The 21345-nt window shown below is 74.3% G+C and carries 11 protein-coding genes (1 of these 11 running past the window's edge); 6 read left to right on the top strand and 5 right to left on the bottom strand.

What is annotated here, in order from left to right; all coding sequences use genetic code 11:
- Positions 1-89 precede the first annotated feature (89 nt).
- Together KV557_RS23835 and KV557_RS44155 are read right to left on the bottom strand one after the other, a co-directional pair.
- Positions 90-833 (bottom strand): SOS response-associated peptidase, encoded by a 744-nt coding sequence (locus KV557_RS23835; RefSeq protein ID WP_218203498.1) that lies wholly within the window; start codon positions 831-833, stop codon positions 90-92.
- Between the two features lie 97 nt (positions 834-930).
- Positions 931-3288, bottom strand: coding sequence for an RICIN domain-containing protein (locus tag KV557_RS44155; RefSeq protein WP_218203497.1), 2358 nt, complete (start codon positions 3286-3288; stop codon positions 931-933).
- A gap of 214 nt (positions 3289-3502) precedes the next feature.
- On the opposite strand from KV557_RS44155, the gene KV557_RS44535 reads away from it, so the two are divergent.
- Both KV557_RS44535 and KV557_RS23820 read left to right on the top strand, forming a co-directional pair.
- Entirely contained in the window at positions 3503-5443 is a 1941-nt protein-coding gene (locus KV557_RS44535; protein WP_218203496.1) for an Ig domain-containing protein, read from the top strand.
- A gap of 311 nt (positions 5444-5754) precedes the next feature.
- Positions 5755-8880: an ATP-binding protein gene (locus KV557_RS23820; RefSeq protein ID WP_218203495.1), complete on the top strand. Its 3126-nt coding sequence runs from the start codon at positions 5755-5757 to the stop codon at positions 8878-8880.
- A 30-nt stretch (positions 8881-8910) separates the two neighbouring features.
- Here the strand turns inward: KV557_RS23820 and KV557_RS23815 are convergent, their stop codons facing one another.
- Positions 8911-9408, bottom strand: coding sequence for a hypothetical protein (locus KV557_RS23815; RefSeq protein WP_218203494.1), 498 nt, complete (start codon positions 9406-9408; stop codon positions 8911-8913).
- A 140-nt stretch (positions 9409-9548) separates the two neighbouring features.
- Positions 9549-10796, bottom strand: a complete 1248-nt coding sequence (locus KV557_RS23810; protein ID WP_218203493.1) for a cytochrome P450 — start codon at positions 10794-10796, stop codon at positions 9549-9551.
- Between the two features lie 227 nt (positions 10797-11023).
- Here KV557_RS23810 and KV557_RS23805 point away from each other — a divergent pair, with 227 nt between their 5' ends.
- From KV557_RS23805 to KV557_RS23795, 3 genes are all read left to right on the top strand, one after another.
- Entirely contained in the window at positions 11024-11965 is a 942-nt protein-coding gene (locus KV557_RS23805; RefSeq protein WP_218203492.1) for a TIGR01777 family oxidoreductase, read from the top strand.
- Positions 11966-12061: 96 nt separating this feature from the next.
- A complete protein-coding gene (locus KV557_RS23800) occupies positions 12062-12451 on the top strand; it encodes a ribonuclease domain-containing protein (RefSeq protein ID WP_218203491.1) in 390 nt (129 codons plus the stop codon).
- Positions 12452-12653: 202 nt separating this feature from the next.
- Positions 12654-13691 (top strand): GDP-mannose 4,6-dehydratase, encoded by a 1038-nt coding sequence (locus KV557_RS23795; protein WP_218203490.1) that lies wholly within the window; start codon positions 12654-12656, stop codon positions 13689-13691.
- A 63-nt stretch (positions 13692-13754) separates the two neighbouring features.
- Here KV557_RS23795 and KV557_RS23790 read toward each other — a convergent pair whose 3' ends face one another.
- Positions 13755-14069, bottom strand: a complete 315-nt coding sequence (locus tag KV557_RS23790) for a chorismate mutase (protein WP_218203489.1) — start codon at positions 14067-14069, stop codon at positions 13755-13757.
- A gap of 270 nt (positions 14070-14339) precedes the next feature.
- Between KV557_RS23790 and KV557_RS23785 the strand changes: the two genes are divergently transcribed.
- Positions 14340-21345: the 5' portion of a type I polyketide synthase gene (locus KV557_RS23785; RefSeq protein WP_218203521.1), read on the top strand. It continues 21119 nt past the right edge of the window; only the first 7006 of its 28125 coding nucleotides appear in the window; its start codon is at positions 14340-14342; the stop codon falls past the right edge of the window.

Genomic DNA, 21345 nt, shown 5'->3' with positions numbered 1-21345 from the left:
CCCACCCCCGTTTTCGGTTCCGCTCGCCAACGGTAGTGGTGACGGAGCGGGCTGTCAGCAGATTCCCGCGGGCCGGTGGCCGGCGGAGCTCAGTCCGCCAGCCCCAGCGGGTCCGGCGCGTCCGCCAGCAGCTCGGGCCCGTTGGAGCGGACGCTGTTGACGGCCGTCGACACGGCCCGCACGCGCAGGGCCCCGTCGCCGGGCCTGCGGAGCAGGTGGTGGAGCTCGTCGGGGTCGGTGAGGTCCGGGGCGAGCCAGCTCGCCACGTCGTCCGGGGCGATCGTCAGCGGCATGCGGTCGTGCACGCGCCCGGCGGTGTCGGTGGCGTCCTTGGTGATGATGGTCGTGGTGGCCAGCCAGGCGGCGGGGTCGTCGTCGGCGCGGGTGCGGTCGCGCCAGAACTCGTAGAGCCCGGCCATCAGCATCACGGACCCGGTGCTCAGGAAGTACGGCTGCTTGTACTTCTTCCGGTCGGCCTCGGCCGGGACCTCGCGCCACTCGAAGTAGCCGTCGGCGGGGATCACGCAGCGCCGGGTGGCGAAGGCCTTGCGGAAGGCGGGCTTCTCGTTGACGGTCTCCGAGCGGGCGTTGATCATGCGCGCGCCGCCGGACGGGTCCTTGGACCAGGACGGGACGAGGCCCCACCGCAGCGGGCGGAACTGGCGCACCAGCTCGCCGGTCTCGCGGTCCACCCGCTCCAGCACGGCCGGCACCGGATCGGTGGGCGCGACGTTCCAGCTCGGCGCGAAGGCCTCGGCGGGATCCCAGCGGAGCTCGCCGAGCAGGCCGACGAGGTCCTGGGGCGTGGTGGTGGAGACGAAGCGGCCGCACATGCTCCCCACCTTGCCACTGCCGGCTGACAGTCGGCCACCGCTCGGCCCCCTGAGGCGGTCCGGGTCAAGGCGCCGGAGCGGTAGGCCCCCGGGGGTGTCAGCCGGTGACGGCCACCGTCGCGGTTTGCCCGGGGGCGAGGGGGACAGTGGCGACGGTGTAGGTCGTGCCATCCACGGTGGTGGTCCGCGCCGGGCGGGCGACGCCGTCGACGGTGATCCCGGAGTGCGCGCCGGGGAAGCGGGCCTCCCAGGTCAGCTCCGACGTCCCGGTGTTGGTGAGCGTGCTGCTGCCCCGCCCGTCGTGCCGGACCGTCACGCTGCCGTCGCCGACCGGGATGTCCGCGACCTGGAGCCAGCCCATCGACGCGGGCAGCCGGGAGGCCGTCACCACCGTGCCGGCGGCGGCGTCCGGCTCGACGCCGAGCAGGCCCTGGACGGTCTGGGTGAGCAGGGTGAACGGGACCTCGGGGTAGTCGCCGTTCAGCATCCGGCCGCTGGCGTGGACCTGGTCGGCGCCGCGGTAGATCTCCCGCATCCACTTCCACGCGGTGTCGCCGTCCTGGCCGGCGAAGAAGGCGTCCGGCAGGTAGGTGTAGGCCTCCAGGTTGGTGGAGTGCTGCGGGCCGGAGTCCTGTGCGTCGACGTACGCGAGGTAGGCGTCCCTGCGCGGGCCCGGGTCGAGCAGCCGCTTCGCGGGCATCAGGATGCTCGCTTCGTAGCCCCAGCCGGTGACCGGCCGGCGGGCGGTGTCGTAGCCGTGGACGACCTCGCCCGGGTGCTGCGGGTCCACGCTCCACGTGGAGTTGACGTACTGCTTGAGCGTGGCGGCGGCCTGCCGGTAACCGTCGGCGGCGGTGGCGTCGCCCCGGGCGTCGGCGAGCGTCGCGGCGGCGAGGTAGGCCTGGTACTGGGCGCCGAGGGCGTCGCCGGCCTGGGCGTAGGTGCTGGTGGCGTTCTCGGCGTAGCTGGCGGTCCCGGCGAAGATGCTCCGGCTGGTGGCCTGCGGGATCGGGACGCCGCCGTTGTCGACCGGGCCGGGGTGGCCGGCGACGAACGGGCCGAGGGTGTTCCGGACGTAGCCGGTGAGGGTGGGATCGTCGGCGTAGTCGCCGTCCCCGGTCCACCGGTACGCCTCGCCGGCCTTCTCGACCAGCTCGAACGGCGCGGGCAGCTCCCGGACGAAGCTCGCGGGGCTGCGGTAGTCGATGCTGCCGTAGGTCTTCGCGTCGAAGTTGACCGACCAGACCGGGTAGAGCTTGTTCACGTCGGTTGCGGACGCGGCGAAGGCGCGCAGCATGGTCTTGTTCTGGGCGTCGAGTCCCAACAGGTGGGCGCCGACCAGCTGGTGGGCGAAGTCGCGGCTGTAGAAGTCGGAGCGGAACGGGTAGCCGGCCCAGTAGGTGGTGTCGTAGGTGGCGGTGCCGGTGCCGTTCGGGTGGTTCTCGTCCAGGTTGACGATGCCGGGGGCGCCGGCCTGCTGCACCCAGCTGTTGGCCTTGGTCTTGGCCCAGTCGAACAGGGCGACGGCCTCGGGGTCGGAGGAGCTGATCCGCGGGTCGTTGGGGGCGGAGGGGGCGACCGAGGCGTCGTCCACGTTGACCCAGCCGGCGGGGGAGGAGTCGATGGCCAGGGTGAGCCGGTCGCCGGCTTCGAGGCGTACCCGGGGGAGCGTGTACTTCGCGTAGACGGCCTGGTCGGGGAGGGTGAGCTCGCGGACGGTGACGTCGTTGACGCCGACCGAGAACCTGCCGCCGGCCGCGCCGCTCGCGATCCAGGCGGACAGGTCGTACGTCCCGGCGGTGACGGCGGTGACCTGCTGGCTCACCCGGTAGCCGGTGCCCGCGTCGAGGTAGGCGAGGCGCGTGCCGGTGTGCGGGTTGTTGGTGGCGACGCCGGTGTGGGCGGTGAACGTCCAGCCGGTGGTGCCCTGTTCGAAGCCGGGGTTGGCGAGGACGAGCGGCTCGGTGCGGGTCAGTTTCCAGTGCTGAGCGGGCTTCTGCGTGCAGTGTTGAGCGCGGATCGGGGCGGTGGTCCGGGGTGGGGCGGTGAGGCAGCGGCCTCTCGTGGTCAGGGTGAAGCCGTCCGGGGCGGAGGAGACGGTGAATGGCACGGCGGTGGTGCAGTCGGCGGTGTTCGCTGCCTTGTCGTCGACGGTGAGGCAGCGGCCGGTGGCGGCGTTGACGAGGAGGTGTCCGGCGCCGCTGCGGCGGAGTTGCCAGCGCTGGCTGAGCAGCCCCTGGCAGGCGGCCGCGACGGCCGGGGTGCCGGTGGCGGCCTGGGCGTACTGTGGCCCGAGGCAACTACCGTCCAGCGTGGACGAGATGACGTAGCTTCCGCCGTCCACCGGCGCCTCGCCGGCCGCCAGGGCCGGGGCCGCACCGGCCGCCTGGGCGGCGAGGACGGCTATGGCGGAGATTACGGCGAGGCCCGACGGCAGGGCGCGGGTGGCGGGCATGGGGGGCTCCTGGGGGCCGTTCGGTGGGGGGCAGGTTTGAACGTTCAAACGCGGCGCGCCGGACAAGTCCGGACGCGAACCTCAGCGCATGGGTCTTGACCCATGTGACGGGTGACATGTGTCATTTCACATGCCGCACCGGGCGCTCGTCAACGGGCGTGCACGGGTGGCCGCTATCGTCCCCAGCTCCTTCACCGAGAGTCAGGACCTCCCTGTGCCCACAGCACGCTCCCGCCTTGGCGGGTCGCCCGGAAAGCTGCTGCTCCTCGCCCTCGCGCTCGGCCTCGCCACCGCCGGTACGGCCTCCGCCCAGGCGCAGCCGCCGTCGCCGTCTCCGGTTCCGTCCGCCGCGCCCGCCGACCCGCACCCCGCCGCCGAGGGCTGGCGGCAGATCGACGGCACCTGGGTGCAAGTCGGCGCCACCCGGCCGCACGTGATGCCCAATGCGACGACCTTCGCCCAGCGCCAGGCGGCCAAGTCCACGGCCGGCACCGCTGCGCCGCGCAACAACTACGACCTGCAGATGACGTACCGGGGCGGCCAGGACTCCATCGGCGTCACCACCGGTCAGCCCAAGGTCTACCTGATCTACTGGGGCAGCCAGTGGGGCACCCCGAGCACTGACCCGGCCACCGGCAACGTCAGGCTCTCGGGCGACCCCGACAGCGCCGCGCCCTACCAGCAGGACTTCTTCAAGGGGCTGGGAAGCAGCACCGACACCTGGTCCCGGGTGATGACCCAGTACTGCGAGGGCATCGCGGCGGGTTCGTCCTACTGTCCGGCCGACGCCAACCACGTCGGCATGCCGGTGGCCGACCAGACCCTCGCCGGCGTGTGGGTGGACAACGCGGCCCCCGCCCCGAAGGCCGCCACCGAACCGGAGATCGCGGCCGAAGTCGTCGCCGCCGCCAAGCACTTCGGCAATGCGGACCCGAACGGGAACCGTGACGTGCAGTACATCATCAACACCGGGCAGGGCCTGGACTCCGACAAGTGGAAGGAGCTCGGCTACTGCGCCTGGCACACCTTCATGCGCAGCTCGGCCGGCACCCTCGCCTACACCCTGATGCCGTACCTGACCGACGTGCCCGCCTGCGGCACCAACTGGATCAACCCCGGCGCCCGCGGCCGGCTCGACGGCTACGGCATCATCGGCGGCCACGAGTACGCCGAGACCATCACCGACCAGAACGCCTCCGGCGCCTGGACGGACGCCACCGGCCAGGAGAACGGCGACAAGTGCTCCTGGATCCCGGTCGGGCGCAACGGCGGGATGTTCAACCTCCAACTCTCCACCGGCGTCTTCCCGGTGCAGACCACCTGGTCCAACTACGACCACCTGTGCATGGGCGATGACCCGGTCTTCGCCAACGCACCGCTGCTGGTCACGCAGCCCTGCGAGCAGACCGTCCAGAGCGGAAAGCCGGTCGACATCCCGGTCCTCGCCTCAGACCGCGACGGCCGCCCGATCACGTACAGCGCCAAGGGCCTGCCCGCCGGCCTGCGGATCGACCCGGCCACCGGCCGCATCACCGGTACCACCCACACCACCGGCTGGAAGAACATCACCGTGACCGGCCGGGACGACCGGGGCAACACCCAGAGCCAGACCTTCCGGGCCGGGTTCTTCCGGGGCCCGCAGCTCGGTTGCACCGCGATCGAGCAGCTCAACGACCCGGGCTTCGAGAACGGCACCGCCGACCACGGCGTCTGGAACGCCTCCGGCTACAACGTCATCACCCCCTCCACCGCGCACCAGGCGCACAGCGGCTCGACGTACGCGTGGCTCGGGCAGAGCACCGCCAACGACGACTCGATCACCCAGTGGGTGGAGACCACCCCCGGGTACACCAAGGAACACCTCTCCTTCTGGCTGAACATCACGGGCAGCGCCCAGGGCGCCTCCGCCCCCGGCGGCACGGCGGTCGACACGCTCTCGCTGCAGCTCTACGACCAGTGGAGCGGCAACTACATGGCGACCGTGAAGACCTGGAGCAACCTGGACGCGACCGACGCCTACCGGCCGCAGTCCTTCGACCTGACGCCGTCCGTGGCGGCCGAGTTCGGGTCCACGGTGGGGATCAAGCTGGTCGCCCACTCGACCAGCGGGAAGACCGCGTTCCTGATCGACGACGCGTCGGTCAAGTTGTACTGAGCTGCGCTGCTTCGACGCCACTCGGCCCCGGTCCGCAGCGGACCGGGGCCGGGTTCGTAGGTGTCGGCGAGCAGCGGTGGGTTGATGCAGACCTCAACCGGCGGGAGCGCTCGCTGTTCGACCCGGCCTCGGTACGGGAAGTCGACCACGCCGACTTCCTGCGCCGCCGGGCGGAGATCGCCGCGTTCCTCCGGGGTGCCCTCACCGGGTGAAGGCCCGCGCTGCGCGGGGGCGGGCCGCGCGGCAGTCCGCCGGCAGCCTCAACCGGTCGCCGGCGTCACGGGGTCGAACGTGGGTACTAGCCTGGCGCGGTGACGATCAAGCTGAGTGTTCTGTCGGCGGTCTCCTTCCGTGGGCAGGAGGTCACCGCTCCCGGGGTGCGTGGGTTGTTGGCGTTGCTGGCGGGGGAGGTACGGGGTGGGTGCAGCAGTGGGCGGCTGGTCGCGGGGTTGTGGCCCGAGGCGCAGCCGGAGCGGCCGGGGAAGGCGTTGCAGATTCTGGTGTCGCGGACCCGGGCGCGGCTCGGGGCGGAGGTGATCGTCAGTACGCCGACCGGCTATCGGCTGGGGTTGGGGGAGGAGCAGGTCGACGCCTCCGCCGTGCTGCTGCACGCGGCCGCCTGTGCCGAGAAGTCGCGTGCGGGGGACCATGCGGGGGCGCTCGCCGAGGCGGAGGCGGGGCTTGAGCTGTGGGACGGGGACGGAGACGTGGAAGGTGCCGACCCGGTCTCCGCGCTGCGTGCCGAGCGGGTGGTGACGTACCGTGCGCTGCTTCGCGGCCGGGCGCTGGGCCTTGCCCGTACCGGGCGTCCCGCGGACGCCGTCGGGCCGCTCGCGGCGGTCATGGCGGCGCAGCCCCGGGACGAGGAGCTGCTGCTCGAACTCCTGCGCTGCGAAGCGGACACCGCCGGGGCGGCGGCCGCGCTCGCGCGGTACGACCGGTACCGCCGCGCCCTGCGGGACGAACTCGGCACCGACCCGGGCCCCGCGCTGCGCGCCCTGCACCAGGAGCTGCTGCGCGCCGAGGCGCCCGTCGTCCGGCGCGGGGTGCCGCACGAGCCCAACGCCCTGCTCGGCCGGGCCGACGACATCGCGGCGGTCATGGCGCTGGTGCGCGGCTCCCGCGTCACCTCGGTCGTAGGGCCCGGCGGGCTCGGCAAGACCCGGCTGGCCGCCGCCGTCGGGCGGGAGGCGGAGCAGCGGGCCGTGCACCTGGTGGCGCTGGCGGGGGTCGCCGGCGACGACGAGGTGGCGGGCGCGATCGCCTCGGCCCTCGACTCCCAACAGGCGGCGACACCGGCCGGTATCGCGGCCGCTCTCGGTCCCGGGCCCGTGCTGCTGATCCTGGACAACTGCGAGCAGGTGGTGCGCGGCGTCGCCGACCTCGTCCACGCCCTGGTCGCGGTCACCCGCGACCTGCGGGTGCTCACCACGAGCCGCGCGCCGCTCGGCATCTCCGCCGAATCCGTCTACCTGCTCCCGGAGTTGGACGAGGCGACGACCGTCGAACTGTTCACCCAGCGAGCCCGGGCGGCCCGGCCCGGTGTCGAGCTGCCCGCCGGGCCCGTGGCGGAACTGTGCCGCCGCCTCGACGGGCTGCCGCTGGCAGTCGAGTTGGCGGCGGCCCGGGTGCGGGTGATGTCCGTCGCCGAGATCGCCGGCCGGTTGGCGGACCGGTTCGCGCTGTTGCGCGGCGGGGCCCGGGACGCGCCGCAGCGCCACCGCACCCTGCAGGCCGTCGTCGACTGGAGCTGGAACCTTCTCGATCCGCCCGGCCGGGCCGCGCTCCGCGCGCTCTCCGTCTTCCCCGGCGGCTTCACGGCGGAGGCTGCCGAGCATCTGCTGTGCGGGCACGAGGAGTTCGGGGATGCGGATGCCCTGGGGGTGCTGGAGGACCTCGTCGACCAGTCGCTGCTCAAGCTGACGGACACGCCGTCCGGCAGCCGCTTCCGGATGCTGGAGACCGTCCGGGAGTTCGGCGCCGTCCATCGTGAGCAGGCCGGGGAGAGTGAATTGATTGAGCGTCAATTCACTGCATGGGCACGCAACTTCGGCCTCCGCCACCACGACGGGCCGTTCGGCTTCGAGGCGGTCCGTGCCTGGCGGTTGATCCGGGCCGAGCGGGACAACCTCGTCCGCGCCCTGCGGCTCGGGCTGGCCGGCGAGGACGCGGAGACCGTCGCGGCGGTCGCCGCCGTCCTCGCAGGCCTGTGGACCACCGAGGGCAACTACGTCCGGCTGACGGCCCTGGCCGAGGACACCGGCGGGCTCGTCTCCCGCCTGCGGCCGGGGCCGGAGACCGTCGAGGCGGTCCGCACCCTGACGGCCCTGGTCACCGTCAACGGCCTGTTCATGGTGGGCGGCGGCCTCGGCTTCGGGGTCGGCCCGCTGCGCCACCTCGCCGCGCTGCGCCGACTGCCGCCGTCCGCGCCGGACACCGCCGCCCGGGCGGTCGCTACCGTCATGGCGGCCGTCCCCGAGGTGCTGGGCCCGGAGCGCGGCCGCCTCCGGGCCTGGTGCGACGGGCCCGAGCCGCTGCTCGCGGGCGTCGCCGAGGGGCTGGCCGGCTACCTGTGGGAGGCGGGGCACGAGCCGGAGCGGGCGATGGCCTCCGCGCGCCGGTCGCTCGACGTGTTCGGGCCGCTGCCGGTGCCGTGGCTGCGGGTGCTGGCGCTGTCCCGGGTCAGCGAGCTGTGCCTGCAGACCGAGCGTGGTGCGGAGGCGCTGCCGCTGATGCGCGAGGCCATGCTCGTCCTGGACGAACTGGGCGACTGGAACGACATGTTGAACCTGCGCTGGGGCCTGGTCATCGGCAACCTGCAGAGCGGCGACCTGGACGCGGCGGAGCACTGGCTGGACCAGGCGGTGCGGCACCGGCCGGAGGAGGCCGTCGACCTGCTCACCCCCGAGCTCGGGGTGCGGGCCGAGATCGCGCTCGCGCGTGGCGAGACCGAGGCGGGCCTGGCCCTGTGGCGCCGGGCGGCCGGCCTGCCCGGGCGGCCGGCGGGGCCGCTCGCGGGCGCGTCCTGGCTGGTGGAGCTGGAGGCGGCCTGCGTGACCGCCCACGCCTGGCACGGCCGCCTGGACGAGGTGGCGGAGCCGGCCGCGGAACTCCCGGACCGGCTGGCCGCGTTGCTGGCCCGGCCGACCGGCGACCTGGTGGAGATCCCGCTCGCCGGGGCGCTGCTGCTCGCGTTCGGCGCGTCGGCACTCGCGCATGGGGAGGATGTCACCGGGGTGCGGCTGATCGCTCTGGCGGAACGGTTCCGGTGCCTGCGCACGTTCGGGCCGACGATGGGTTCGGAGCGGGCCCGCCTCGCGGCGGAGGCGGCCGACCGGGTGGCGTACGAGGCGGCGGTCTCGTCGTACGCGGGCCTGGAGCGGGAGGCGCTGGCGGAGGTGGCCCTGGGCTTGGTCCGCAAGGGTTCGGGCAGTTGAGGACCGGCTGAGGCCGGCGTCCGCCGGTCGTCAGCGGTGGCGGCGGTAGTAGGAGACCGTCACGGCGGCGAGCAGTGGGCCCCAGAGGACCAGCGGCTGGTAGAGGATGCCGACGATGGTGTGCCAGGGTCCGAGCATCGCCGGCTTCTCGTCTACGCTCCACCAGAACAGCAGGTCGGTCCAGAGGAGGACGAGGGCCAGTGCGCCGACGGCGGCGGGGACGACGGCGGCGAGCGGGTGGACGCGCCGGCCACCGATGACCGGGATCCAGCGCGGCACCACCTCGCCCCAGGGCTGGACCAGGCCGAGCGTCAGTAGGGCGAAGGCCTCGGTGGCCACGCTGAGCCCGACGACGTAGGCCGCACCCCAGCCGGGGATGTGGAAGCTCTCGCGGAGCACCTCGTCGCTGTAGCCCACCGGAAGGCCGAGGGCCATCGCGATCCGCCACAGCCCGGACGGCACGGCGGTGAGGGCTGCGGCGTGGGCGGCTCGGATCGCCCAACGGGGTGCGGGAGCGGGAGTGGTCATGCGTCCAGCCTGGCCGATGCCCGCCGGCGGCACGTCGTTCCGGAGGCCCGGAGCCGTCCCCCCCCGCCGGGGGAGATCCGCCGGCCCGCGGGCCGGCCCGGCGGCGTACGAGGCGGGTGTCCTCGTACGCCGCCCCGGGGTCACAGGCGGACCGGGAGCTTCAGCAGGTGGAAGCCGTCGGCCGGCCAGTGGCCGAACTCCAGCTCCTCCCGGCCGACGGCGAGGGCGGTGTCCGGGCGCTTCAGGAGCACCTCGTCCAGGACGACCGACGTGACCAGCCGGCCGAGGGCCGCGCCGAGGCAGTAGTGGGCGCCGTGGCCGAAGGCGAGGTGGCCGTCGCCGCGGCCGAACTCGCGGGCGACGTCGAGGCGTTCGGGGGCGTCGCCGTACTCCTGCGGGTCGTGGTCGGCGGCGAGGAGGGCGACCGTGACGGTGTCGCCCTTCTTCAGGGCCGTCCCGGCGAACTCGAAGTCCTCGGTGGCGTACAGGGTGGCGCCGATCCGGACCAGGGTGACGTAGCGCAGCAGCTCGGGGACGGCGCGCTCCAGGAGCTGCGGCTCGGCGCGCAGGCGGGCGAGCTGGTCGGGGTGGTCGAAGAGGGCGAGCAGGCCGTGCGCGAGGAAGAGCGCGGGCGGCGTGATGCCGGTGTTGATCAGCAGGAAGACGACGGTCACCAGGTCGTCCTCGTCGAGTGCTTCGTCGCCCTCGCGGAGGCCGTGGATGAGTGCGGAGATCAGGTCCTCGGTGGGTTCGGTCCGCCGGCGGGCGATCAGCTCCTTGACGTAGTCGACGATGCCGACCAGCCCGTCCGCCATCCGGCTGCCGTCGCCGTACGCGAAGTCGCGGATCCACGCGCAGACCTTGGCCCGGTCGGCGGCCTCGACGCCGACGAGTTCGCAGATCACGTAGGTGGTGAGCGGGTAGGCGAACTCGCCCAGCAGGTCCGCCGGTTCGTCCTTGGCGGCGAGTTCGTCGAGCAGCTCGGCGGCGGTGCGCTCGACGAAGGTGCGCAGGGCGGCGATCCGACGGGCGGTGAAGGCGCGGGTCAACGGGGCGCGGCGGCGGGCGTGTTCCTCGCCGTCGAAGAGGGCGAGGTGGCCGGTGAGGTACTTGGCGTAGTCGGCGGGGAAGGCCTCGAAGGCGGCGGCCAGCAGTTCGTCCTGCGGGTCGGAGCCCTCGGTGCCGCCGGGGATGCTGGAGCGGTCGCGGATGAGGCGGGGCTCGATGAGGGCCGCCTTGACGTCGGTGTAGCGGGTGACGAGGCGGACCGGGGTCTCCAGGCCGGGGAGCACGACCTGCGGGAGTTCGGCCTGGGTGCGGAAGGCGGCGTAGGCGCCGACCGGGTTCTCGATGTCCTCGGGGGTCAGGTGGACGGGGTCCGCGGTCATCGGTTCGGCCTCTCTTTGGCGATCGTTCGGCTTGACGACTGAAAGCTTGCGGGAGGCCGCTTTCAGCGCGGTTGCACCGTGGTTTCAGCGCACCCGCGACGGTTTCAGCGCGCCTTGCCCGCTGGCTTCAACCTGCTCCCCGATGGCTTTACCGTGCCTCAGCGGGCCGACTTTGAACGTGTTCAAGTTTCGGGTTACGCTCAGAGCCGGACATGAGGGGGAGCCTGATGAAGATCGTCATACCCGGAGGATCCGGGCACCTCGGCAGGCTGCTCGACCGCACCCTGACCGCCGCCGGCCACGACGTCGTGATCCTCACCCGTCGGCCCCAGCGCGAGCGCGAGGTCGGCTGGGACGGCGAGACTCCCGGCCGCTGGACGGCCGAGGTGGACGGCAGCGACGTCGTGGTCAACCTCGCCGGTCGGAGCGTCAACTGCCGCTACACCGAGGAGAACCGGCGGGCCATGATGGACTCCCGGATCAACTCCACCCGGGTGCTCGGCGAGGCCGTCGCCGGCGCCGCGCGCCCGCCGGCCGTCTGGCTGCAGATGAGCACCGCCACCGTCTACTCCCACCGCTACGACGCGCCCAACGACGAGCGGGACGGCCTGATCGGCGGCGACGAGCCCGACGCCCCCGCGTACTGGCGCTACAGCATCGACATCGCGCGCGCCTGGGAGCGGGCCCAGCAGGAGGCCGACACCCCGCACACCCGCAAGGTCGCTCTGCGGACCGCCGTCGTCCTCGGCCCCGAACGCGGCGGCTCCTTCGACGCGCTGTCCTGGCTGGCCCGGCTCGGCGCCGGCGGCCCGATCGCGGGCGGCGCGCAGTACGTCTCGTGGATCCACGACCGCGACTTCGCCCGCGCCGTCGAGTTCCTGGTCGCCCGGGACGACCTCGCCGGGCCGGTGAACCTCGCCGCCCCGGACCCGCTCCCGCAACGGGAGTTCATGCGCGCGCTGCGCACGGCCTGGGGCGTGCCGCTGGCGCTGCCCGCGACCCGCTGGATGGCCGAACTGGGCGCGTTCGCGCTCCGCTCGGACACCGAACTGCTACTGAAGAGCCGCCGGGTCGTGCCCGGACGGCTGCTTGACGCGGGCTTCGCCTTCGAGTACCCGCGATGGCCGATGGCGGCCGGCAATCTGGTGCACCGCCTGCGCGGTCGCTGACGTGCTCAAGTCACCTGCACGTAGCGGGAGTTACCAGGAAATGAAGAGTTGTCACGGGGCTTCCCGAGCGGGCCCGAGGCTCGCACACTCAGTGGCATGACCCGAACTCTACGCGCGTGGAAGATCTATGCCACCGCCGCCACCGTCGCCCTGATCACCCTCGCCCCCGTCGCGGTCGCCACCGACGCGAACGCCGCCGTGAGCGGCAACGTCTGCCTCACGGCCCTGCCGCTGCAGGCCAGAACCACGCTCAACCTGATCGCCTCCAACGGGCCGTTCCCGTACAGCCAGGACGGCGTCGTCTTCCAGAACAAGGGCAGCGTGCTCCCGCGCCAGTCCTACGGCTACTACCACGAGTACACCGTGGTGACCCCGGGCGCCCCGACCCGCGGCACCCGCCGGATCGTCACCGGCAAGCGGTCCCACGAGGACTACTACACCAGCGACCACTACGCGACGTTCCGGCTGATCAACTTCGGCTGCTGACAGATCGGTTCGACCGAGAGCCCGGCCCCGGTGCACCCCGCGCCGGGGCCGCGCCGTTCTCCGAGGGCGGGCGCCCGCCCCGCCGAGGCAGCGACGGACCGTGTTCGCCAACGGGCCGGAAGTCTCGCAAATTCCTTAGCGGTGCCTCTGGTTCGCTGACTGTGCCGAAATCGGCCCGCGAGCAGTGGCTGAAGGAGAATGGATGTCCAAGCGTGCACTGATCACCGGGGTGACCGGCCAGGACGGGTCGTACCTGGCCGAGCACCTGATCTCCCTGGGGTACCAGGTCTGGGGCCTGACCAGGGGGCAGGCGAATCCGCGGAAGGACCGGGTCAGCCGGTTGATCCCGGAGCTGCGGTTCGTCGACGGCGACCTGATGGACCAGGGCAGCCTGGTCTCGGCCGTCGACACGATCCAGCCCGACGAGGTGTACAACCTCGGGGCGATCTCCTTCGTGCCGATGTCCTGGCGGCAGCCGGAACTGGTCACCGAGGTCAACGGCACCGGCGTGCTGCGGGTGCTGGAGGCGATCCGGATGGTCAGCGGGATCAACAAGCCGGCCGCACCGGCCGGTGGCGCGGGGCAGATCCGGTTCTACCAGGCATCCAGCTCCGAGATGTTCGGCATGGTCGCGGAGACCCCGCAGAACGAGACCACCCGGTTCCACCCGCGCAGCCCGTACGGCGTGGTGAAGACGTACGGGCACTACATCACCCGCAACTACCGCGAGTCCTACGGGATGTACGGCGTCTCGGGGATCCTGTTCAACCACGAGTCCCCGCGCCGCGGGGCGGAGTTCGTGACCAGGAAGATCTCCCTCGCGGTCGCGCAGATCAAGCTGGGCCTGCAGGACCGGCTACTGCTCGGCAACCTCGACGCGGTCCGCGACTGGGGCTTCGCCGGGGACTACGTCCGGGCGATGCACCTGATGCTCCAGCAGGACGAGCCGGGCGACTACGTCATCGGCACCGGCCGGATGCACTCGGTCCGCGACGCCGCCCGGATCGCCTTCGAGTGCGTGGGGCTGAACTGGGAGGACCATGTGGCCGTCGACCCGGGGCTGGTGCGGCCGGCCGAGGTGGAGACGCTTTGCGCCGACGCGGAGAACGCGCGCCGCACGCTGGGCTGGGAGCCGAAGGTCGACTTCCCCGAACTGATGCGGATGATGGTCGAGTCCGACCTCGAACAGGCGCGGCTGGCCCGCGACTACGACGAAGTGCTGGCGGGCGCGCGCTGGTGACGGCGCTCCCGCGGGAAAGGGCGGTGGGGACCGGGTCGGCCGGTCCCCACCGCCCTTTCCCGGTCAGGGCTGCTCGGGGGCCGGGCCGGACGACGGGCGGGACAGCTCCAGGATCGCCAGCGCGATCCCGGCGCCGGGATCGCCGAGCCGGGCGGCGTACCGGCGCAGCATGGCGTTCTCCTGGGCGAGGCTGCTGGTCGGCAGCCCGGCGGCGCGCCGGCTCAGCTGGTGGCCGCGGGCCATCCGGATCCGCTGGACCAGCTGGGCGATCAGCTGCTCGTCGAGCTCGGTGAGTTCGGCCGCCGCCTCGTCCGCGGCACCCTCGGGGGAAGTCCGCGGCGGTCTCGGCGGGTTGCCGCGCAGGACGGATTCGGGCATGGCGGTGATCCTCGTCGACGTCGGTGGCCCGGGGCGTCGCCCGACGGGCCGCACCCCTGGCTCGCGCAACTGACGATCCAGCCGAACGCCCCGGCAAATCCCTAGAGTCGGCCCGGCGTTGGTGACCTGATCTAGGGAAATTCCGCGCGGGCCGGATCGAGACTGGGCGCTGGAGTGCGGGAATGCGAGCGCTGCGCGTGCGGAGCACGCGGGCTGTCCACAGCGGATCCCCCTGCCGTTCGCCGGTCTTCCAGATGGGTTGCGTCGATGATGGACAAGGAACAGAAGCTCCGGGACTACCTCAAGCGGGCCAGCGCGGACCTCCAGCGCTCCCGGCAGCGGGTGGACGAACTGGAGGCGGCCGCCCGCGAGCCGATCGCCGTCGTCGGCATGAGCTGCCGCTACCCCGGCGGGGTGGCGAGCCCGGAGGACCTCTGGGCCATGCTCGTCGCCGGCGAGGACGGCATCACGGGCCTGCCGGCCGACCGCGGGTGGGAGCTCGACCCGGCGGAGGGGCCGACCGACGTCCGGGGCGGGTTCCTGCAGGGCGCCGCCGACTTCGACCCCGGCTTCTTCGGCATCTCGCCCCGCGAGGCGCTGTCCATGGACCCGCAGCAGCGCGTGCTGCTGGAGGCGTCCTGGGAGGCCTTCGAGCGGGCCGGCATCGACCCGACCACCATCCGCGGCACCCGCACCGGCGTCTTCGTCGGCGCGATGCCGCAGGACTACCGCACCGGCCCGGACGACGACGTCCAGGGCTTCGTGCTGACCGGCAACGCCACCAGCGTGATCTCCGGCCGGCTCTCCTACGTCTTCGGCGCCGTGGGCCCGGCCGTCACGGTGGACACCGCCTGCTCCTCCTCGCTCGTCGCCCTCCACCTGGCCGCCCAGTCGCTGCGGGCGGGGGAGTGCGGCCTGGCGCTCGCCGCCGGCGTCACCGTCATGTCCACCCCCACCACGTTCGTCGAGTTCGCCCGCCAGGGCGGGCTGGCCTCGGACGGCCGCTGCCGGTCCTTCGCCGACTCCGCCGACGGCACCGGGTGGGCCGAGGGCGTCGGCGTCCTGGTCCTGGAACGGCTCTCGGTGGCCCGGCGCAACGGGCACCGGGTGCTGGCCGTGGTGCGCGGCACCGCGGTCAACCAGGACGGCGCCTCCAACGGCCTGACCGCGCCGAACGGCCCGTCCCAGCAGCGGGTGATCGAGCAGGCGCTGCGCAACGCCCGGCTCTCCGCCGACCAGGTCGACGTGGTCGAGGCGCACGGCACCGGCACCGTGCTCGGCGACCCGGTCGAGGCCCAGGCGCTGCTCGCCACGTACGGGCGCGGACGCGACCCCGAGCGGCCGCTGCTGCTCGGCTCGGTGAAGTCGAACCTCAGCCACACTCAGGCCGCGGCCGGCATGGCCGGGGTGATCAAGACGGTGCTGGCGCTGCGGCACGGCCTGCTGCCGAAGACCCTGCACGTGGACGTGCCGTCCTCGCACGTCGACTGGGAGTCCGGCGCCGTCCGGCTGCTCACCGAGGCGACCGCCTGGCCGCAGGGCGCCGAGCCGCGGCGGGCCGGCGTCTCCTCCTTCGGCCTCAGCGGCACCAACGCCCACGCCATCATCGAGGAGGCCCCGGAGGCCGAGCCCGCCGAGGCCGACCCGGTGGAACCGGGGGTGCTGCCCTGGCTCGTCTCCGGCCGCACCCCGGAGGCGCTGCGGGCGCAGGCCGAGCGGCTGCGCACCTTCCTGGAGGGCGATGCCACCGGTACCGACGCCGACCTCGCCCGCGCGCTCGCCACCACCAGGGCGGCCCTGGAGCACCGCGCCGTGGTCACCGCCTCCGGCCGCGCCGAGGTGACCGCCGCGCTCGCCGCGCTGGCGGCCGGGCAGAGCGACGGCCGCCTGGTGCAGGGCACCACCCGGGGCCGGGGCAAGCTCGCCTTCCTGTTCGCCGGGCAGGGCTCGCAGCGGCTCGGCATGGGCCGCGAACTGGCCGCCCGCTTCCCGGTGTTCGCCGCGGCGCTGGACGAGGTGCTCGGCGAGCTCGATGGCCGGCTCGACCGGCCGCTGCGCGAGGTGATCTGGGGCACCGACGAGGACCTGCTGCACCGGACCGGCCACGCCCAGCCCGCGCTGTTCGCCATCGAGGTGGCGCTGTTCCGGCTGCTGGAGTCCTGGGGCGTCCGGCCGGACTTCCTGGCCGGCCACTCGGTCGGCGAGATCGCCGCCGCGCACGTCGCCGGGGTGTTCTCGCTCGCCGACGCCGCCACCCTGGTCTGCGCCCGGGCCCGGCTGATGCAGGCGCTGCCGGCCGGCGGCGCGATGGTCGCGCTGCAGGCGAGCGAGGCCGAGGTCCGTCCGCTGCTCGGTGACGGCCTGTCGGTCGCGGCCGTCAACGGCCCGCAGGCCGTGGTCGTCGCGGGCGAGGCCGGGCCGGTCGAGGCCGTCGCCGCGCACTTCGCCGAACTGGGCCGCAAGGTAAGCCGGTTGCGCGTCTCGCACGCCTTCCACTCGCCGCTGATGGAGCCGATGCTCGACGAGTTCCGCGCCGTCGTCGCCGGCCTCTCTCCACAGGCGCCGGTCATCCCGATCGTCTCGACGCTGACCGGCGCGCTCGCCACCGTCGAGGAGCTGACCTCCGCCGACTACTGGGCCGACCAGGCCCGCCGGGCCGTCCGCTTCGCCGACGCCGTCGGCTGGCTCGGCGGCCACGGCGCCGGACTCCTCCTCGAACTCGGCCCGGACGGCACGCTCGCCGCCCTCGCCCAGACCTGCCTCGACGAGCAGGCGACCGCGCTCGCCGCCCTGCGGCCGGGCCGCGACGAGACCGAGGCCCTCACCGAGGCGCTGGCCGGCCTGCACGTCCGGGGCGTGCCCGTGCAGTGGGACGCCTACTTCGCCGGGACCGGCGCCCACCACGCCGACCTGCCCACCTACGCCTTCCAGCACCGGCGCTACTGGCCGAAGAGCGCGCTCGCCGGCACCGGCGACGTCCGGGCCGCCGGGCTCGGCTCGGCCAACCACCCGCTGCTCGCCGCCGCCGTCTCGCTCGCCAACGCCGACGGCCTGCTGCTGACCGGCCGGCTCTCGCTGCGGACCCACCCCTGGCTGGCCGACCACGCCTTCAACGGCACCGTGCTGCTGCCCGGCACGGCGTTCCTGGAGCTCGCCGTCCGCGCGGGCGACGAGGTCGGCTGCGACCGGGTCGAGGAGCTCACCCTCACCGCGCCGCTGCCGCTGCCCGAGCAGGGCGGCGTGCAGGTGCAGGTCTGGGCCGGGCGGCCCGACGGGACCGGGCGGCGCACCGTCGGCATCTACGCCCGCCCGGAGGGCGCCGAGGACGCCCCCTGGACCCAGCACGCCGACGGCCTCCTGGCGCCGGGTGAACACCGCGCCTCCGTCGAGGAGTTCACCGCGTGGCCGCCGGCCGGCGCCGAACCGCTCGACCTGGACGGCCTGGACGAGCGGCTGGCCGGCGCCGGCTTCGGCTACGGCCCGGCCTTCCGTGGGCTGCGCGCCGCCTGGCGCCGGGGCGAGGAGGTGTTCGCCGAGGTCGCGCTGGACGAGGGGGCGAGCGGCGAGGCGGGCGCGTTCGGGATCCACCCGGCGCTGCTGGACGCGGCGCTGCACGCCACGGCGTTCCTGGGGCAGGGCGGGGTGCCGTTCTCCTGGCAGGACGTCAGCCTGCACGCTGCCGGGGCTTCGGCCCTGCGGGTGCGGCTGTCCCCGGCGGGCGAGGACTCGGTGGCGGTCGCGGTCGCCGATGCCGCGGGCGGCCCGGTCGCCTCGGTGGGCTCGCTGCTGCTGCGGGCGCTGCCGGCCATGGCGGGCGCGGGGGCCGGGCCGGGCCGGGACACGATGTTCGAGCTGCGCTGGACGCGGCCGCGCGGCGGCGCCGAGGCGCCCGCCTCGGTGGCCGTCCTGGGCGCGGACCCGCTCGGGCTGGGCACGCTGCCGCAGGCGGGCGGGGCGCGGACCGACGTGGTGCTGGTGCCGCTCGCGGGCGATCCGGCCGACCCGGTCGGTTCGGCCCACGCGCTGACGGCCCGGGCCCTGACCCACCTCCAGCAGTGGCTCGCCGACGAGGCGGGCGACGGCTCCCGGCTGGTCTTCGTGACCCGTGGCGCGGTCGCCACCGGTGCGGACGACGCCGTCACGGACGTGGCCGCGGCCGCCGTCTGGGGCCTGGTGCGCTCCGCGCAGGCCGAACATCCCGGCCGGTTCGGGCTGGTCGACCTGGACCCGGCCGGCGGCCCGCTGCCCGAACGGGCGCTCGGCGGCGACGAACCGCAGCTGGCCGTCCGCAACGGCGCGGTGCTCGCGGCCCGGCTGGCCCGGGCGGGCGCAGAGACCGGGACCGGGACCGCGGCCGCATGGGACCCCGAGGGGACCGTCCTGATCACCGGTGGCACGGGCGGGCTCGGCGCCCTCCTGGCCCACCACCTGGTCGCCGAACACGGCGTCCGGCACCTGCTGCTGGCGAGCCGCCGCGGCCCCGCCGCCGAGGGCGCCGCCGACCTGGCCGCGGGGCTCACCGAGGCCGGCGCCCGGGTCACCGTCGAGGCCTGCGACCTCACCGACCGCGCGGCCGTCGACCGGCTGCTGGCCGGTGTCCCGGCCGAGCACCCGCTGACGGCCGTGGTGCATGCCGCCGGTGTCCTCGACGACGGTGTGATCGCGTCGCTGACGCCCGAACGCCTCGCCGCCGTCCTGCGGCCCAAGGCCGACGCCCTGTGGCACCTGCACGGCGCCACCCGCGAACTCGGCCTCGCCGCCTTCGTCGTCTTCTCCTCCTTCGCCGGCACGGCGGGCGCGCCCGGCCAGGGCAACTACGCCGCCGCCAACGCCTTCGCCGACGCCCTCGTGCGGCACCGGCGCGCCGCCGGGCTGCCCGGCCAGTCGCTGGGCTGGGGCCCGTGGGCGGCGGCCGACGGCATGACCGGCGGCATGACCGGCGGGCTCACCGAGGACGATCTCGACCGGCTGGCCCGGCTCGGCACCCCGGCGCTCTCCGCCGCCGACGGCACCGCGCTGTTCGACGCCGCCCTCGCCCGGCCCGAGGCCGTCCTGCTCCCGGTCCGGCTGGACCTCCCGGCCCTGCGCGCCCGGGGCGAGGTGCCGCCGCTGCTGCGCGGCCTGATCCGCACCTCCGCCCGGCGCGCCGCCGTGGCCGCCTCCGAGGCGGCCGGCGAACTCGCCCAGCGGCTCGCCCGGCTGGACGACCGGGGCCGTACCGAGGCCGTGGTCGAGCTGGTCCGCGCCCAGGTCGCCGCCGTGCTCCGGCACACCGACCCGGCCGAGGTCGACCCGTACCGCCCGTTCCAGGACCTCGGCTTCGACTCGCTCACCGCGGTCGAGCTGCGCAACCGGCTGAGCGCCGCCACCGGCCTGCGCACCTCGGCCACCGTCGTCTTCGACTACCCGACCGTGACGGCCCTGGCCGGGCACGTCCTGGACGGCCTGACGGGTGCCCAGGCGCCCGCCGCCGCGGCCCCCGCGCGTGCCGCGAGCGGCGACGACCCGATCGTCATTGTCGGCATGAGCTGCCGCTACCCCGGTGGGGTCGCCTCGCCCGAGGACCTGTGGCAGCTGCTGCGCGAGGGCACCGACGCCATCTCCGGCCTGCCCACCGACCGCGGCTGGGACGTCGACGCGCTCTACCACCCGGACCCGGACCACCTCGGCACCAGCTACACCCGCTTCGGCGGCTTCCTGCACGAGGCCGCCGCGTTCGACCCGGCGTTCTTCGGCATGAGCCCGCGCGAGGCGCTGGCCACCGACGCCCAGCAGCGCCTGCTCCTGGAGGCGTGCTGGGAGGCGGTCGAGCGGGCCGGGATCGACCCGGTGTCGCTGCGCGGCAGCCGGACTGGTGTGTTCGCCGGCGTGATGTACAACGACTACTCCGCGCTGCTCGCGGGCGGCCGCTTCGAGGGCCACCAGGGCAGCGGCACCTCGCCGAGCATCGCCTCCGGCCGGGTCTCCTACACCCTGGGACTGGAGGGCCCCGCGGTCACCGTCGACACCGCCTGCTCCTCCTCGCTGGTGGCCATGCACTGGGCGATGCAGGCCCTGCGGGCGGGCGAGTGCACGCTGGCGCTGGCCGGCGGTGTCACGGTGATGTCCACCCCGACCTCGCTGATCGAGTTCGCCCGGCAGCGCGGCCTCGCCCCGGACGGGCGCTGCAAGGCGTTCTCCGACCGGGCCGACGGTGTCGGCTGGTCCGAGGGCGTCGGCGTGCTCGTGCTGGAGCGGCTCTCCGACGCGCGGCGCCACGGGCACCAGGTGCTGGCCGTCGTGCGCGGTTCCGCCGTCAACCAGGACGGCGCCTCCAACGGACTGACGGCGCCCAACGGCCCGTCCCAGCAGCGGGTGATCCGCCAGGCGCTGGCGAGTGCCGGGCTCTCGACCACCGATGTCGACGTGGTCGAGGCGCACGGCACCGGCACCGCCCTCGGCGACCCGATCGAGGCCCAGGCGCTCCTCGCCACGTACGGGCAGGAGCGCGAACTCCCGCTGCTGCTCGGCTCGGTGAAGTCGAACATCGGCCACACTCAGGCCGCCGCCGGCGTGGCCGGTGTGATCAAGGCGGTGCTCGCCATGCGGCACGGCATCGTGCCCCGCACCCTGCACGCCGCCGAGCCGTCCTCCCACGTCGACTGGGAGGAGGGCGCGGTGGAGCTGCTCACCGAGGAGACGGCCTGGCCGCGGACCGGCCGGCCGCGCCGGGCCGGTGTGTCCTCGTTCGGCTTCAGCGGCACCAACGCCCACGTCATCCTCGAACAGGCCCCCGGGACCGCGGCCGAGGCGCCCGCCCCGACCGTCCCGGCGCCCGTCCTGCTCTGGCCGCTGTCCGGCCGCAGCCCGGCGGCACTGCGCGACCAGGCCGCCCGGCTGGGCGCCTTCGTGGCGGCCCGCCCGGAGCTGGACCCGGCCGACGTCGGCCTCTCGCTCGCCACCACCCGCTCCGGCTTCGACCACCGCGCGGTGGCCGTCGGCGGCGACCGCACGGCCCTGCTGGCCGCCCTGACGGCGCTGGCCGCGGGCGAGCCGGCCGCCGGGCTGGCCGAGGGCGAGACCGGCGGCGCCGGGAAGCTGGCCGTGCTGTTCGCCGGGCAGGGTGCCCAGCGCCTCGGCATGGGCCGTGAACTCGCCGACCGCTTCCCGGTGTTCGCCGAGGCCCTGGACGAGGTGCTGCGGGAGTTCGGCCCCCGGCTCGACCGTCCGCTGCGCGAGGTGCTGCACGGCGACGACGAGGAGCTGCTGAACCGGACCGGCTGGGCCCAGCCCGCGA

The organism is Kitasatospora aureofaciens (assembly GCF_019192735.1).
Classification (GTDB): Bacteria; Actinomycetota; Actinomycetes; order Streptomycetales; family Streptomycetaceae; genus Kitasatospora; species Kitasatospora aureofaciens_A.
This window is presented reverse-complemented; position numbering and strand designations above follow the sequence as displayed.

Coding starts and splice junctions, on each gene's coding strand:
- KV557_RS23790 (WP_218203489.1), bottom strand. CDS start 14,069: ATGCCCGAATCCGTCCTGCGCGGCAACCCGCCGAGACCGCCGCGGACT.
- KV557_RS23810 (WP_218203493.1), bottom strand. CDS start 10,796: ATGACCGCGGACCCCGTCCACCTGACCCCCGAGGACATCGAGAACCCG.
- KV557_RS23805 (WP_218203492.1), top strand. CDS start 11,024: ATGAAGATCGTCATACCCGGAGGATCCGGGCACCTCGGCAGGCTGCTC.
- KV557_RS23795 (WP_218203490.1), top strand. CDS start 12,654: ATGTCCAAGCGTGCACTGATCACCGGGGTGACCGGCCAGGACGGGTCG.
- KV557_RS44155 (WP_218203497.1), bottom strand. CDS start 3,288: ATGCCCGCCACCCGCGCCCTGCCGTCGGGCCTCGCCGTAATCTCCGCC.
- KV557_RS23835 (WP_218203498.1), bottom strand. CDS start 833: ATGTGCGGCCGCTTCGTCTCCACCACCACGCCCCAGGACCTCGTCGGC.
- KV557_RS23800 (WP_218203491.1), top strand. CDS start 12,062: ATGACCCGAACTCTACGCGCGTGGAAGATCTATGCCACCGCCGCCACC.
- KV557_RS23815 (WP_218203494.1), bottom strand. CDS start 9,408: ATGACCACTCCCGCTCCCGCACCCCGTTGGGCGATCCGAGCCGCCCAC.